The 14,734-nt window shown below is 46.2% G+C and carries 10 protein-coding genes; all 10 read left to right on the forward strand.

Annotation, left to right across the window (positions count from 1 at the left end; genetic code table 11):
- The first annotated feature begins 437 nt into the window (after nt 1-437).
- The 10 genes from MTR82_RS06470 (at nt 438) to MTR82_RS06515 (ending at nt 14,692) form a co-directional block, all read left to right on the forward strand.
- On the forward strand, nt 438-1,394 hold the full coding sequence (locus tag MTR82_RS06470; RefSeq protein ID WP_246808345.1) for a nuclease-related domain-containing protein: 957 nt from the start codon (nt 438-440) through the stop codon (nt 1,392-1,394).
- Nucleotides 1,395-1,705: 311 nt separating this feature from the next.
- Nucleotides 1,706-2,827, forward strand: a complete 1,122-nt coding sequence (locus tag MTR82_RS06475; protein WP_246808346.1) for a mandelate racemase/muconate lactonizing enzyme family protein — start codon at nt 1,706-1,708, stop codon at nt 2,825-2,827.
- A gap of 3 nt (nt 2,828-2,830) precedes the next feature.
- The gene (locus MTR82_RS06480; RefSeq protein WP_246808347.1) at nt 2,831-3,922 is read left to right on the forward strand and encodes an amidohydrolase; all 1,092 of its coding nucleotides are present in this window, start codon (nt 2,831-2,833) and stop codon (nt 3,920-3,922) included.
- A 133-nt stretch (nt 3,923-4,055) separates the two neighbouring features.
- A complete protein-coding gene (locus MTR82_RS06485) occupies nt 4,056-5,090 on the forward strand; it encodes a CAP and S-layer homology domain-containing protein (protein ID WP_246808348.1) in 1,035 nt (344 codons plus the stop codon).
- Between the two features lie 122 nt (nt 5,091-5,212).
- Nucleotides 5,213-6,625 (forward strand): alanine/glycine:cation symporter family protein, encoded by a 1,413-nt coding sequence (locus MTR82_RS06490; protein WP_246808349.1) that lies wholly within the window; start codon nt 5,213-5,215, stop codon nt 6,623-6,625.
- Nucleotides 6,626-6,720: 95 nt separating this feature from the next.
- Nucleotides 6,721-7,197, forward strand: coding sequence for a VanZ family protein (locus tag MTR82_RS06495; protein ID WP_246808351.1), 477 nt, complete (start codon nt 6,721-6,723; stop codon nt 7,195-7,197).
- Nucleotides 7,198-7,295: 98 nt separating this feature from the next.
- Nucleotides 7,296-9,482 (forward strand): 5'-nucleotidase C-terminal domain-containing protein, encoded by a 2,187-nt coding sequence (locus MTR82_RS06500; protein ID WP_246808354.1) that lies wholly within the window; start codon nt 7,296-7,298, stop codon nt 9,480-9,482.
- Between the two features lie 222 nt (nt 9,483-9,704).
- On the forward strand, nt 9,705-11,171 hold the full coding sequence (locus tag MTR82_RS06505) for an N-acetylmuramoyl-L-alanine amidase (protein ID WP_246808355.1): 1,467 nt from the start codon (nt 9,705-9,707) through the stop codon (nt 11,169-11,171).
- A 248-nt stretch (nt 11,172-11,419) separates the two neighbouring features.
- Complete coding sequence (locus MTR82_RS06510; RefSeq protein WP_246808356.1) at nt 11,420-13,318, forward strand: S8 family peptidase; 1,899 nt, start codon at nt 11,420-11,422, stop codon at nt 13,316-13,318.
- Nucleotides 13,319-13,636: 318 nt separating this feature from the next.
- Nucleotides 13,637-14,692 carry a C40 family peptidase gene (locus MTR82_RS06515; RefSeq protein ID WP_246808358.1) on the forward strand — a complete coding sequence of 352 codons (1,056 nt, stop codon included), beginning with the start codon at nt 13,637-13,639 and terminating at the stop codon, nt 14,690-14,692.
- Nucleotides 14,693-14,734: the final 42 nt, after the last annotated feature.

Raw genomic sequence — 14,734 nt, forward strand, 5'->3', positions numbered from 1 at the left:
GTAAATAGTGTCGATAAGAAAGGAACTAGTGTCAGTAAGAGAGGAACTAGTGTCGGTAGAAGGTGAACCAGTGTCGATAGATAAGCCATTCGTGTCCATAGAAAAACAGTATCTTCTCACAAATTGGTTTTTCGTTTGCTGCAAGCGAACCAAGGGCCGCCTGCGGAGCGGGCGGCTTAGGCGATTAGGTTTTGTGAGAGAAACTGACACAATTCCGGTAGGCAGCGGATTAGTTCAAGTAGAAATGGACATAGTTCGTGTAGAACCCGACACAATTAAAGTACAAAGCGACACAATTAAAGTAGAAATAAAAAATCACCAAATAGAAACCATTCAAATCTCATTTTTGCCCCGTATATCGTAATCAAAAATGGAATTTGGATATTTATGGAATGTATTAACCCTACCTGCTACACTTACAGAAGGAGGTGTGAAATATGATCATTAAACACAGGGAAAAGCCGATCAAAATTGAAGGATACGAAGCTCTATTGAGGCGGATGTCACTTCAACATCCGATGAGAAATACAATCTCTGACGTTCTTAAAGGAGCTCAAGCGGGAATAGGCGGAGAAGAACGATTAGACGAAATGCTGGAGTTCTTCGATCCGCCCTATCCGCATCTATTCATCCACGATTTAAGTTTGCCCGAGAAAATTCAGATCGATACCTTATTGATTACACAAAGTTTCTTGATGATTTTAGAAGTGAAAAACATGTCCGGGAAGCTGCGTCTCACCACGAATCCGAGCGGTTTGCACCAAACCTTGGCAAATGGCCAAGAAAAAACGTATAAAAGTCCGGTGGTGCAAGCGGAAACAGCCAAGATCAAAATGGAGAAGGTGCTGAAGCGCTTCAGTTATCCATTGAAAATTGAAACGGCCATCGTCCTCGCTTATCCGTCCCAGACAATGGAGGGTGTACCGCCCGGTGTAAATGTGTGGAAAGCCGACGAAGTGATGGTCCAGCTGCATCGATTCCAAAGTACGGAGCCCCTTATTACCCTCGAGCAAATGAATGCCATCGGACAACTCCTCCTCTCCATGCACCAACCCTATCAACCTTTTCCGCTAGCCCCCAAATTCAATATAGCTTTCCACGAGATAGAAAGCGGTGTGTTTTGCGAACAGTGTCGAGTGAAAAAGATGAATAAGATTAACCGCAGATGGCATTGCAAAACCTGTAATTTTTTTAGCGGAAACGCGCATCTCAAGGCACTAGATGAATGGTTTATGATTTATAAATCGACCATCACTGCAAAAGAATGCATGAATTTCCTCGGATTAAGGGATTCGGATACCGCCAGGCGTATACTAAAAAATGTGGATCTAGAAGAAAGCGGCAGTCGATGTTTTCGCACCTATCAACCAAAAGAAAATCTTAAATGGCAATAAAACCTCTGCGTATTTTGTGGAGGTTTTTATTTTTCGTTCGCTGCAAGCGAACCAAGGGCCGGTTGCGAAGCAACTGGCTTAGGCATCTAAGGGTTAAAACATGGGTATGTAAGAAGAAAATAAAATAGTGTCAGAAGAACGCGGTATAGTGTAAGAACAAACTGAGATAATGTAAGAACAAACCCTCCTACTTCATGAAGAAAATATTTCCAGCCGCCTCCCACCACCCGAAACCCTACAGAATCCTCATTGTTTGGAGCAATTATCCTGTGTACAATTTACCTTATACATAAATCAAGGGGGCAGAAGCGTTGAAAATTACCAAAGCACATATCCACGCAGTTGAATTTCCATTAAAAGAACCGTTCATCATTTCCTACGCCACGTACCCGAACATGCCGGCGATCATCATCAAACTGGAAACGGATACAGGCCTCGTCGGCTACGGGGAAGCGGTGCCGGACGAGCATGTGACCGGCGAACAAGTGGCGGGGGCGTACGAAATTTTGCGCACCGTTTTGATTCCGCAGATTATCGGGCAGAATCCATTTGATATTGAACACATCCATCACCTCATGAACGGCTCGATTGTCCGCAACCAGGCGGCGAAAGCGGCGATTGATATCGCTTGCTACGACTTGATGGGGAAAGCGGCGAACCAGCCGGTCTACAATCTGATCGGCGGACGGGCGCATGAACAGCTTCAGTATCCCAAAGTCTTGAGCATCGAAGAGCCGGCTGTCATGGCGGAAAAAGCGAAGCTCGCCGTCGGCCAAGGCTTCAGCAGCCTGAAATTGAAAGTGGGCGGTGCAGATTCAGCCAAAGACATCGAGCGCATCTATGCCGTTCGCGAAGCGGTCGGAAAAGTGATGCCCATCCGCATCGATGTCAATCAAGGATGGAAAACGGTCGGGCATGCGGTCCAAGTGATCAACCAGCTCGACGCAGCGCAGCTCACTTGGATCGAACAGCCGATCCGGATGGGCGAAATCCGCGGGTTAGCGGAAGTCCGCCGGAAAACCTCGACGCCAATCATGGCGGATGAAAGCGTCCAGACGATGGAAGATGTACTTGAAATCATCCGGCTAGATGCAGCCGATTACATCAACATCAAATTAATGAAGTCCGGCGGCATCTTCCCGGCGATCCAGATGGCGAAAGCGGCAGAAAGCGCCGGCATCATTACGCAAATCGGCTCGATGGTCGAATCTTCCGTAGGATCCGCAGCCGGCTATCACGCAGTAATGGCGCGCCGCAACATCCAAAGCTCCGAGCTGACCGGCCCGCTTCTTTTCCAAGAAGAGATCGGCAACTTAAACTATCAATTGCCGAACGTCCATTTATCGGAAAAGGCCGGGCTTGGCATCGATATAGACGAAGCGCAATTGGAAAAGCTCACGATCGCTTCGTGCATAGTTGAAGGAGGTGCTTGACCCATGGGTCATGAAGCGAAAATTCTGGAATACTTCCACCACTTCCACACACATCCCGAAGTGAGCTGGAAAGAATTCGAGACCACGAAAAAATTGGCGGCAATCATGGAAGAGCTCCAAATCGAGTACAAAATATTCGACGATGTCACCGGGTTGATTGCAGAAATCGGCCATGGACCGGACGTCATTGCTGTACGGGCAGACATCGACGCACTTTGGCAGGAAGTGAAAGGGAAAGTGCAGGCCAACCATTCGTGCGGCCATGATGCGAATATGGCCATGGTGCTCGGTGCGCTTCTGTATTTGAAAGAAGAAACCTTGACGAAACGTGTGCGTTTTATCTTCCAGCCGGCAGAAGAGCAAGGAAACGGATCGCTTGCGATGATTGAGCGAGGCGCCCTAGATGGCGTTTCGCATCTGTACGGCGTCCATCTGCGGCCGATCGAAGAATTGCCGTTCGGCCAAGTTGCGCCGGCCATCCATCACGGATCGGGCATTTTCCTGAAAGGGAAGATCAGCGGAAGCGATGCCCACGGGGCGCGGCCGCACCAAGGCCAAAATGCCATCGATGTGATTGCAGCGATCCATCAATTCATCAAAACGATTTACTTTTCGCCGTTCGAATCGTATTCGGTGAAACTGACAAATGTTCAAGCAGGTGGAAACAGCCTCAATATCATTCCGGGAAATGCCACATTCGCACTCGATGTCCGTTCTCAGTCGAACGAATTGATGGACGAACTCCGCAGCCGGATCGACAGCGGATTTGATTCGATTAAATCGCTTCATAACGTAGACTTGGAATGGGAGTGGACCGATTATACGCCGGCAGCAGAAGTGTCAGAAGACGCTAGACAACTGGCAGACAGTGCGATCCGTTCAGTGATCGGAGATGAACGCACAGCCCCGCCGATTGAAACGACTGGAGCGGATGATTTCCATTTCTATACGATTAAAAAGCCGGAATTGAAAGCGGCCATGCTTGGAATCGGCGCGGACTTGAGCCCGGGGCTGCATCATCCGGATATGGCATTCAACCATGAAGCACTGGACATCGGTGCGCGCGTACTTGCTGAAACAATTAGAAGAACATAATTTATTTTTGTTAAAATAAAGGACTTTTTTAATATTTTGGTGTAAAAAGCATGTGAAAATGGGTATAGAAAGTGTATGAAGCCAAAATAAGCTATTTCCTGGGCAATAACATCAAAGAAAGGGCGGTGCTCGAATGAAAAAATATCTGTCAGCTGCCATTATCCTCTTCCTGTTTCTATTGCCAATGACGGTGAGTGCACATCATTTCACCGATTTATCGAAAAAGCATTGGGCTTATCATTCCGTACATACCTTAGCGGATTCCGGAATAATAACCGGCTATTCGAACGGGAATTTCAAACCGAGCCAGGAAATCACACGGGCGCAGGCGGCTATTGTATTGGCCAAAGCGTTGAAAATTGATGGAAAGACCAGCTTTAAAGCGAAATTTAAAGATGTGCCCACTTCCCATTATGCGTACAAACAGATTAATGCCTTAACGGAAAAAGGCGTCTTTTCGGATGCCGGTTCGTTTAACCCGGAAGCGCCATTGACACGGGCGCAAATGGCGAAAATTCTTATCAAAGGCTTTGGCATCCAAGTGGATTCCAACCATTTGGAATCTTACCAGGACGTACCGAAAAATTATTGGGGGCATGATTACATCATCACCATCGCCGAAGTCGGCATTTCTTACGGCGTAACGCGCACCACATTCCAGCCAGGAGCTTCGGTAACGCGAGCACAACTGGCGGCGTTTACGGAACGGGCATTGAAATTCGACCAGCGTGTAAAAGACAAGTCCATTACGTATGATGCGAACTTGAAATTGTATTCCGGCATCAATTCAGTTGCTTTCGACACAATCGCCATGGTCAATAAAGAACGGGCGAAAAAAGGATTGAAGATGGTTAAGGAAGATCCGGCGTTATCGAAAATCGCCCAATTGAAAGCGGAAGACATGGTCGACAATAGCTATTTCGCCCACGTATCCCCGCTTTACGGCAAACCTTCGGAAATGGCGGTGCATTTCGGCTATCCGACCAACCAGGTAGGGGAGAATATTGCGCTCGGCTACGCTTCTTCCCGTGAAACGATGGACGCCTGGATGGAATCGAAAGGCCATAAAGACAATATCCTGCTTCCAAGCTATACGTCGATTGGCGTGGGCTATGTGGAAGACGAAGACGGCATTCCGTATTGGGTTCACCTCTTCGCAATCAACTAAAGTGAGAAATCCTCTCTTACCAGAGGATTTTTTCACTTTTACAAATACATAAGCAATCTGTTTCTCACTGGTATATTAGGGTATAGATAGATATTTACAAAATGAACAAGAGGAGATTAAATATGGATGCATTGATTGATGGCTTAAACTGGATTGTCAATGAAGGCAATGATTTATTATGGACGTACATACTGATTGCGCTTTTGCTCGGGCTTGGCGTTTACTTCACCATCCGCACAAAATTTGTGCAGATTCGCCTGTTCGGAGAAATGTTCCGTGTTATCACAGAGAAAAAAGACGGCGACAGTGGAGTCTCCGCATTCCAGGCCTTTACGATTTCCACGGCTTCCCGCGTCGGGACCGGGAATATCACGGGCGTCGCATTAGCGATTGCCATCGGTGGGCCGGGAGCTGTTTTCTGGATGTGGATCGTCGCTTTGATCGGGATGGCGACCGCTTTTGTAGAAAGTACGTTAGCGCAAGTCTACAAAATTAAAGACGGCGACCAATTCCGCGGCGGCCCAGCCTACTATATGCAAATGGCGCTCGGCAACCGTAAACTTGGCATTATTTTTGCTATTCTTTTAACTTTGGCATTTGGATTCATCTTTAATTCGGTCCAGTCCAATACGATTGCCGAATCATTTGGGGATGTTTTCAACATTCCGAATTGGACGGTCGGCATCGCTTTGGTTATCCTGGCTGCTTTGGTCATTTTCGGTGGAGTGAAGCGAATTGCGAGCGTCACCCAAGTATTGGTTCCAGTCATGGCGATTCTTTATATTTTGGTTGCGCTATACGTCATCATTATGAACGTCACTGAAATCCCAGCGGTCTTTTCATTGATTGTGAAAAGTGCATTTGGGCTTGAAGAAGCGGCAGGCGGGGCAATCGGCATCGCCATCATGCAAGGCGTACGCCGCGGCTTGTTCTCCAACGAAGCCGGGATGGGATCCGTTCCGAACGCGGCAGCATCTGCCAACGTTTCGCATCCCGCGAAGCAAGGGCTTGTGCAAAGCCTCGGCGTATTTTTCGATACGATTGTGATTTGTTCAGCGACTGCCTTTATCATCATTTTGGCGGGCGTCTATAAAACAGGAGAACAGGAAGGCATCCTGTTGACCCAAGCCTCACTTAACGTGCATGTTGGCGATTGGGCGCCTTACTTCTTAGCTGGAGCGATTCTATTCTTTGCCTTCAGTTCGATCATTGGGAACTATTATTACGGCGAGACCAATATCGAATTCATCAATGCACATAAAAATTGGCTGACCGCATACCGTGTCGGCGTTTTGGCCATGGTGATGTTCGGTGCATTGGCGAAAGTCGAATTGGTTTGGAATATGGCCGATCTGTTCATGGGCCTCATGGCTGTGCTTAACTTGACGGTCATTGCGATTCTCGGGAAGACGGCGTTCAAAGTGCTTCACGACTATACCGATCAACGGAAAGCCGGCAAGAATCCGGAATTCTTTGCGAAAAATATTCCCGGCTTGAAGAACACCGAATGCTGGGGAGAACATCACCGGGATTAATTGAGAATTTAAATAGGAGCACATCTGCGATTGCAGATGTGTTTTTTTGCGGGAAAAAATGTAAAAAACGGTGCGGCAAATGATACAATTTGCATATGAAAAAAATAATAATCGTTCTTGCCTTATTTATCGTGTTATTTATCTCTTCAAGCCAAACCTATGAGCAGCAATCATTAATACCGGCGCTTGAAAAATATTTTCCGTCCATGCCGTTTTATTCCACACTCAGTACTCTCGAACTTACGTATTGGGGAAGCGTAATTTCCATTGAAGAAAGGGGCTATTATTTATTTATCGAATTCTTTATCCGAAAAGGGGCGCATGTGGCGATCTTCGGCCTGATTGCATTAGCCATTGCCAGCTTCCTGCCGAAAAAATTGGCGTGGCTCGCTTTGCCGATAACAGCTTTCATCGCCGTTTTGGATGAGCTGCATCAAGCGGTGACCGGAGGCAGAAGCCCGATGGCCGCCGATGTTCTTCTTGACACAGTAGGCGCCCTCCTCGCATTAAGCTGCCTGTTTTTATTCCGGAAAATAAAAGCTAGGAGAAAAGAACAACATTCTCTGTTGTAAGATTGTAAAAATTACGCAAATTCTATAGAACGTAAGTCACAAATTTGGTAAAGTAGAGATGCATGAGAAAACCCATTCCCTAAGGAGGAAAAGAACACATGACAAATGTCTTGAAAAACAAAAAGTTTGTCGCTTCAGCAGTAGCGATCGCGGCAGTGGCAACAGCAGTTTCACCAGCATCAGCAGCAGAGATGAAATTTACTGATGTGCCGGATCGTTATACAGAAGCCGTTCAATTTTTGTTTGATCTCGGAATCGTAAAAGGTGAAACAGCAACGACGTATGGTACACATCACAGTGTGAAGCGCCAAGATGCGGCAGTCATGATTGCCAGCGCACTCGGCTACACTTCAAGCGGCAAGTATGCAGATTCTGGGTTTACGGACGTTCCAGCTAGCGCGAAATGGGCAGTGGATGCATTGGCGGAAAAAGGATTCATCGACGGGAAATCGGCGAAACGCTTTGGCGCCAGCGATCCATTGACACGCAACGAAACAGCAAAAATCCTGGCAACTGCAGCAGGGTTGGACATCAACGATGATTTGAAGAAAACGCAATTTACAGATGTTAACGAGCGTTTTGCGAAATATGTAGACGCTTTAGTGAAAAATAAACTGGCAGTCGGCAAGACGGCTACTCAATTCGGAGCAGGCGCTCCTGTAACACGCGGTGAAGCTGCTCTTTTCCTTCACCGTACAGCGAAATTCCTTTTGGAAGATGATACATTCTCACTATCATTGATGCACCTGAACGATACGCATGCCCATTTGGATGATGCAGCAAAATTAGTAACGGCTACGAAAGAATTCCGCGCAGAAAACCCGAACTCCCTATTGCTTCATGCGGGGGACGTGTTCTCTGGAACGCTTTACTTCAATGAATACAAAGGAAAAGCGGATGCTGAATTAATGAACTTGATGAACTTCGATGCCATGACATTCGGGAACCATGAATTCGACTTAGGTTCATCTCCTGAAGGCCATAAAGCATTGCAGGAATTCGTGAAAGCAGCGAACTTCCCGTTCGTTTCAGCAAACGTGGACTTCTCGAAAGATCCATTATTCGATGGTTTATTCCAAACAAAAATTTCTTCTGCACCTGAAAAAGCGAATATCTACACGGGCATCGTCAAAGAAGTAAATGGCGAAAAAGTGGGGATTTTCGGTTTGACAACGAAAGAAACAGAAGACATCGCAAGCCCGGAACTGGTTTCGTTTGATGAAGACTACATCAAAGAAGCGCAGGACATGGTCAACGAATTTGAAAAAATGGGCGTCAACAAAGTCATCGCTTTAACGCATATTGGCTATGACGACAACCCGACCATAGACAACGATTTGGAATTGGCAAAAGCGGTCCAAGGGATTGATGTCATCGTCGGCGGACACAGCCATACGAAATTGGCTGAACCGGTAGTTGCAGGCGCTAAAGATGAACCGACTGTAATTGTTCAAACTGGCCAATACGGCGAAAACTTAGGGACATTGGATGTTAAGTTCGATGACGAAGGCGTTGTCGTGAGCCATGACGGAGAATTGATCGAAGTCGGCAAATTGGCTGAAGACGAAGCGGCATTAAAAGTATTGACGCCATATAAAGAAGGCGTGAAGAAAGTTTCTGAAACTGAAACAAAAGCGACGGCAACAGCAGCTCTTGAAACGCCGCGTACGGGTGAAAACCCAGCAGCACCAAGCGTTCGCAAAAACGAAACAGCTCTTGGAAACATCATTACAGACGGTATGTTAACGAAAGCGAAAACATACAACAAAGATGTCGTCATGGCATTCCAGAACGGCGGCGGAATCCGTGCAGGCATTGATGCTGGCCCGATCACAGTTGGTGAAATCATCACAGTTCTTCCATTCGGCAACACATTGGCTACAATGAAAGTGACGGGTGCAGAATTGAAAGATGCATTTGAAACAAGTGTTGGCCAATATCCGAAAGAAAACGGCGGATTCCTGCACGTATCTGGAGCAGAAGTGAAATTCGATTCTTCGAAACCAGCAGGCGAACGCATCGTTTCGATCTCATTGAAAAATGCGGACGGTACATTGACAGCTATTGCAGATGCTACAACTTATACAGTTGCAACAAATGCTTTCACTGCGAAAGGCGGCGACGGCTTCGATGGTTTTGCAAAAGCATATGAAGAAGGGCGCGTAACCGATCTAGGCCTTTCAGATTGGGAGAACTTAAGAGAAGAATTGGAAAGAATCGGCACGGTTACACCAAAAACAGAAGGCCGCATTGTGGATGTAAATCCAGCAGCTGCAGCAAATTAATTCCCTTCAATTATTTGTAAAAGTTTAATTGAGGAGATATGAAGAAATTAATAAAATCAAAAGCCCGACCTCAATACGAGGTTGGGCTTTACTTCTTTTTACCTACACGAACTAGCTAAAAGACAGGTCTAAATGGCGAATTAGACCAAATGATACATAGAAATTTTCAATAAATTGGGTTAAGGTATGTGAAGAGAACTAAACCCTAGGAGGAAATGAGATTTGAAAAAATGGATTATGATGCTATGTTTTGCATTAATTGCCTCAATAATCGTCCCACAAAGCCCAGCGAATGCCAGTACAAATTTTAAAGACATCGGAGACACGCATCGTGCAAAAGCGGAGATCACCTTCTTGGTGGAAAAAGGGTTTGTCAATGGTGTTTCGAACACTCATTTCGTACCAAGCAGACAAGTTACCCGAGCAGAAGCGGCAGCGATGCTTGGCCGTTCACTCGGATTGAACGGAACGAAACAAAACACGGAATTCAGTGATGTCGGCGCCGGCAACTTTGCATCGGGCTACATCAAAGAAATGGTGAAAAAAGGCGTTATTTCAGGTTATCCTGATGGCACATTCAAACCGAATACGGTATTAAAACGCGGAGAAATGGCTGTCTTGATTAACAAAGCTTTCGGTTTTGGTGGAACTAGCCTTTCGGGAGCTGCAACAAACTTGATGAATAAAGGAATTGCGCAAGGATTCCCGGATGGCACATTCGGAACGGAAGCAACGATCATCCGTGCTGACTTTGCCGTATTCTTGGCACGCAGCTTGAACGAAAGCTTCCGCGTGAAGCCAGGCGAGGTTTCATTTAGCACAACGATGTACGTTAACACCGGTTCAGATACGTTGAACATGCGTTCAGCACCAAGCAACTCCGGCAAAGTCATCAGTAAATTGAAGAGCGGAACGGCTGTAGGCGTTGGCACTTCATCTAACGGCTGGTCAAACATCCGTGTAAATGGCGTAGTCGGCTACGTGGCGACAAGCTATCTTTCTACAACCAAACCGGGATCTGTACTTCCAAGCCCGGCACCGATCGGCGGCAGCGATTTGACGGTCATTCTTGACCCAGGCCACGGCAAGCAGGATTCCGGCGGCATCGGCAATGGCTATATGGAAAAGAACGTCGTATTGAATATTGGACTTCATACAAAATCGTATTTTGATAAAACACCGATCAATGTGAAAATGACACGTACAAGCGATACATTTATGGAATTGAGAGACCGTGCAAAATTCGCTTCGAAAAATAACGGAGATATTTTCGTCAGCCTGCATACAAACGCATTTAACGGAACAGCGAACGGCCAGGAAACGTATTATTACGCAAAAACGGCTGCAACTAATCCAAACGTGAAACAGTCTCGCGCTTTAGCGATCTATTTGCAGAACCGCATGATGGAAGCTTGGCCAACACTAAGAAACCGCGGCGTTAACCCGAACAACAGCGCTGGCAACTATGCGGTTCTTCGTGAAAATACCGTTCCGGCTGCACTAGTGGAAATGGGCTTCATCGACAACTCAACGGATATTAAATACATCGGCTCAGAAGCAGAACGCAAGAAAATGGGGAGAGCCTTATTCCTTGGAACACTTGATTACTTCTATAACTATGAAGGGCGTACCGATATCCTTCCTTACTACAGCACAGTAAGCGGATCTCCAGCCAAAAAACTTCATTAATCCTTCAATTCCGCCAGGCAGCTGCCAGGCGGAATTTTTATTTCCCTCTATTCACCTTGCCATTTCTCTAGTTCTAATCGAACTATCCAGCTGTCTCAAATACCCACGAAAATAGCAAAAGCTAGTTTTTTATTTTAAATTAATAATATTAATGTTAAAAAAATACGTTTTTCGATCTTTTGTCCGGTTTTTTAAAATCCCGCTTAGGGTATCATGAGAAATATACTGAGAAAAGAGGGATCGTCACCATGAAACGCGTCGGCTTACTTGCTTTACTAGTTGCATTTCTATTCCTGCCTTCCCACATTTTTGCGGAAGAAACCGATACATATTTGATTCATGCGAATGAAACAGAATTGGAGGCCATTAAAGAACAGTTCGGGACACCTGCCGAAGAGTTCGAGGAAATTCCGCTCGTTGAATTAGAGCTAAGCGAATCGGAAAAAGCGGCTTTGCAAAAGCGATTTTCTAGCGCTGAGATCTACCCGAACCGGCAGTACGAAACTGCAGCAGACCTTGTCTCTCCTTCTTTTTCAATGATTAAAAGCACGCCGAAGCAAACTTCCCCTTATACCGGAAAAGGCGTGAAAGTGGCGGTCCTGGATACAGGAATCGATACGGAGCATCCCGACCTGAAAGTGGCGGGCGGCGTCTGTACGGCAGCTGTTTGTGCGAGCAAAGTTCCGTACGATGATAATTTCGGGCACGGCACTCACGTAGCGGGCATTATTGCAGCACAAAAAAATGATTCCGGCATCATCGGTATCGCACCGAATGTGCAATTGTACGCGATCAAAGCAATGAACAACCGTGGAGCCGGATCGACAGCGCAAATTACGAAAGGCGTGGAATGGGCGATTCAAAATAAAATCGATATTTTGAATTTGAGCATTTCCATTTCGGTCAATGACCGGCCGCTAGAGTTGATGCTGCAGGAAGCTTATAAGCAAGGCATGATTATTGTTTCCGCAGCCGGAAACGAAGGCGGTTCCGGACAGATGGACACGATGACGTACCCGGCCAAGTATTCGTCGGTCATCGCAGTAGGCGCCGTTAACAATGACTTTTCAAGAGAGCAAAACTCGTCGATCGGGCCTTCAATGGAATTTGCAGCTCCTGGAACAGAGATTTTCAGCACGTATCCAAAAGAGCTCGACGAATGGGACAATAAAATTGACGGCTACCGAAACTTAACGGGCACTTCGATGGCTGCTCCCCATGTCGCAGGTGTTTTTGCCATTTACAAAGAGCAGTATCCGGGCCTTTCGAACGTGAAATTGCGTGAAATGGCGCAAGCAACCGCAAAAGATTTAGGAACGCCTGGCCGCGACAATGTATTTGGCTTTGGGGCGATTCAATACGAAAAAGAAATCAAAGCCGTCCCGTTTATCCAAGCGGCCATTAAAAAAGGCGGCATTTCCTTTACCTTAAAAAATCCTGAGCTTGCAGCTTCGCCTTCTCTAAAAGAAGGGGATGCGGAATTGAAAAGTACAGGTACGAACAAATGGGAAACGTACAAAACAAAAGGAAATTATTCCTTTGCGTTCAGCTACACGGATGCAAAAGGCGTGAAAAAGTCGGAGAATCTGTCCATCACGCTGACAGAGCCGGCCTTTAAAGATGTAACGATGTCGTCCTGGTTTGCGCCGCATATCAGCTACCTCTACAGCAACGATAGAATTAGCGGCTACACAGACGGAACCTTCAAACCGCGAAAAGAAATCACCCGCGCAGAAGCGCTGATATTGATCGGCAGAGCTCAAGGGCTTGACGGAAAAGCACGCAATACCGTCTTTAAAGACGTGAGCGCGAATAATGCAGCTTCCGGCTATATTCAATCAGCTTATGATAAAGGGATTTTGTCCGGTTTCCCGGATGGCACGTTCCGTCCCTACCAGTCGGTAACGCGTGCTGAAATGGCATTGTTGATCCAAAAAACGTACCAATTCGATTTTGATCCAGCCGCAAAAATGCCGTTCACGGACGTCCACGAGAACATGGCAAGCTACGAAGCAATCCAAGCAATGACGCAGCAAGGCATTACTTTAGGCGTAAACGAAACGACTTTTGGACCAAGCCTGAATATGAACCGCTATTCGTTCAGCGTATTCTTGGCAAGAACGGAAAATCCATTACTATTTAAATAATAAAAGTAAATATTTAACTATAAAAACCGCAAAACGGAAGGGCCGTTTTGCGGTTTTTTAAATTTCAATTCAGTAAGATTAGCTCGAAATAGAGTGATTTTATTTCTTTTCAGGACTCAATAATCAGGCGCCAACTCATTATTTTGCCCGCTTTACCAAGTTTCTAAACCTGATTCTAGGCAATGTTACACAACTGTAATAGAATCGTAACCTAATATTGGCAGTATGTCTGTTAGAATCTAAAACAGGTTAAGAAAAAAGAAAGATTCAGCGCCTGATCAGCGCTTTGAATCGCCAAAAATACTTAGAGGTGACGATTTGAAAAAACGTATTATACTGATGATGATTGCTGTCCTATTGATAACAGCTAGTCCGTTTATGACAACTAAAGCAGATGCCAGTGGAGCAACACCAGACGATATAGCAGCATACGCTTTGAAATTTAAAGGCACCCCTTATAAATTTGGCGGAACAACGCCATCAGGGTTCGATTGTTCAGGCTATATCCGATACGTCTTTAACCATTTCGGCATTTCATTGCCGAGAACATCCGCAGAACAATACAACGTAGGAACGTCCGTATCAAAAAGCAACCTGCAAAAAGGTGATCTTGTATTTTTCGCAAATACATATAAAAAAGGCATTTCGCATACAGGAATATACTTAGGTGACGGCAATGTGGTCTCTGCTGAAAGCGGCGGAGTCAATGTTTCAAATATTAACACGAACCCGTACTGGGGACCGAAATATGCAGGCGCGAAACGCTTGAGCAGCGTACAAAGCGCAGCTCCGGTAAAAGCGGAGCCGAAACCGCTGCCGCCAGTAACAGACGGCAACTTCGTGGATGTGAAAACGTCTCACCCGGCTTATGAAGCCATCAAAACATTGAACACATCGGGCGTCATCAGCGGCTACCACCAACAAGATTTCCGCCCATCAGAAGAAGTGACGCGCGGACAAGCAGCAACGATGATCAACCGCGTGCTCGGCCTGACAGCGAAAAACAAAGTCCAATTCAGCGACGTCGCAGCGAACCATTCGTTTGCTAAAGATATTGCAGCGATGAACGAAGCAGGAATTCTCCAAGGATTTACAAACGGATCTTTCGGAATGTACGCACCGTTATCGAAAACGCAATTGGCAGTCATCCTGGAAAGAGCCTTCCAGATGTCGACATCAGCAGAAATTCAAGCACAAACAGCTTCAGTGAAATATTTGGATGTGGCAACTTCTTTCTGGGCGCACAAGCCAATCGTGACATTGAAAGCAATCGATCAAACAACGGTCTTCCAAACATCGAATTACTATGGTGAATCGAATGCAGACCGTGCAGAATTCGCTGCAGCCCTTTACAGCGCAATGAACGCAAAATAATAAAAGACAAGAACTGCCGCTTAGCCATGAAAATGGTTGGGC

This window comes from Planococcus ruber, assembly GCF_022819085.1.
Lineage (GTDB): Bacteria > Bacillota > Bacilli > Bacillales_A > Planococcaceae > Planococcus > Planococcus ruber.

What these genes read in the sequence shown, in the direction of transcription:
- MTR82_RS06470 (WP_246808345.1), top strand. Translation starts at nt 438, where the DNA reads ATGATCATTAAACACAGGGAAAAGCCGATCAAAATTGAAGGATACGAA.
- MTR82_RS06510 (WP_246808356.1), top strand. Translation starts at nt 11,420, where the DNA reads ATGAAACGCGTCGGCTTACTTGCTTTACTAGTTGCATTTCTATTCCTG.
- MTR82_RS06495 (WP_246808351.1), top strand. Translation starts at nt 6,721, where the DNA reads ATGAAAAAAATAATAATCGTTCTTGCCTTATTTATCGTGTTATTTATC.
- MTR82_RS06500 (WP_246808354.1), top strand. Translation starts at nt 7,296, where the DNA reads ATGACAAATGTCTTGAAAAACAAAAAGTTTGTCGCTTCAGCAGTAGCG.
- MTR82_RS06490 (WP_246808349.1), top strand. Translation starts at nt 5,213, where the DNA reads ATGGATGCATTGATTGATGGCTTAAACTGGATTGTCAATGAAGGCAAT.
- MTR82_RS06480 (WP_246808347.1), top strand. Translation starts at nt 2,831, where the DNA reads ATGGGTCATGAAGCGAAAATTCTGGAATACTTCCACCACTTCCACACA.
- MTR82_RS06485 (WP_246808348.1), top strand. Translation starts at nt 4,056, where the DNA reads ATGAAAAAATATCTGTCAGCTGCCATTATCCTCTTCCTGTTTCTATTG.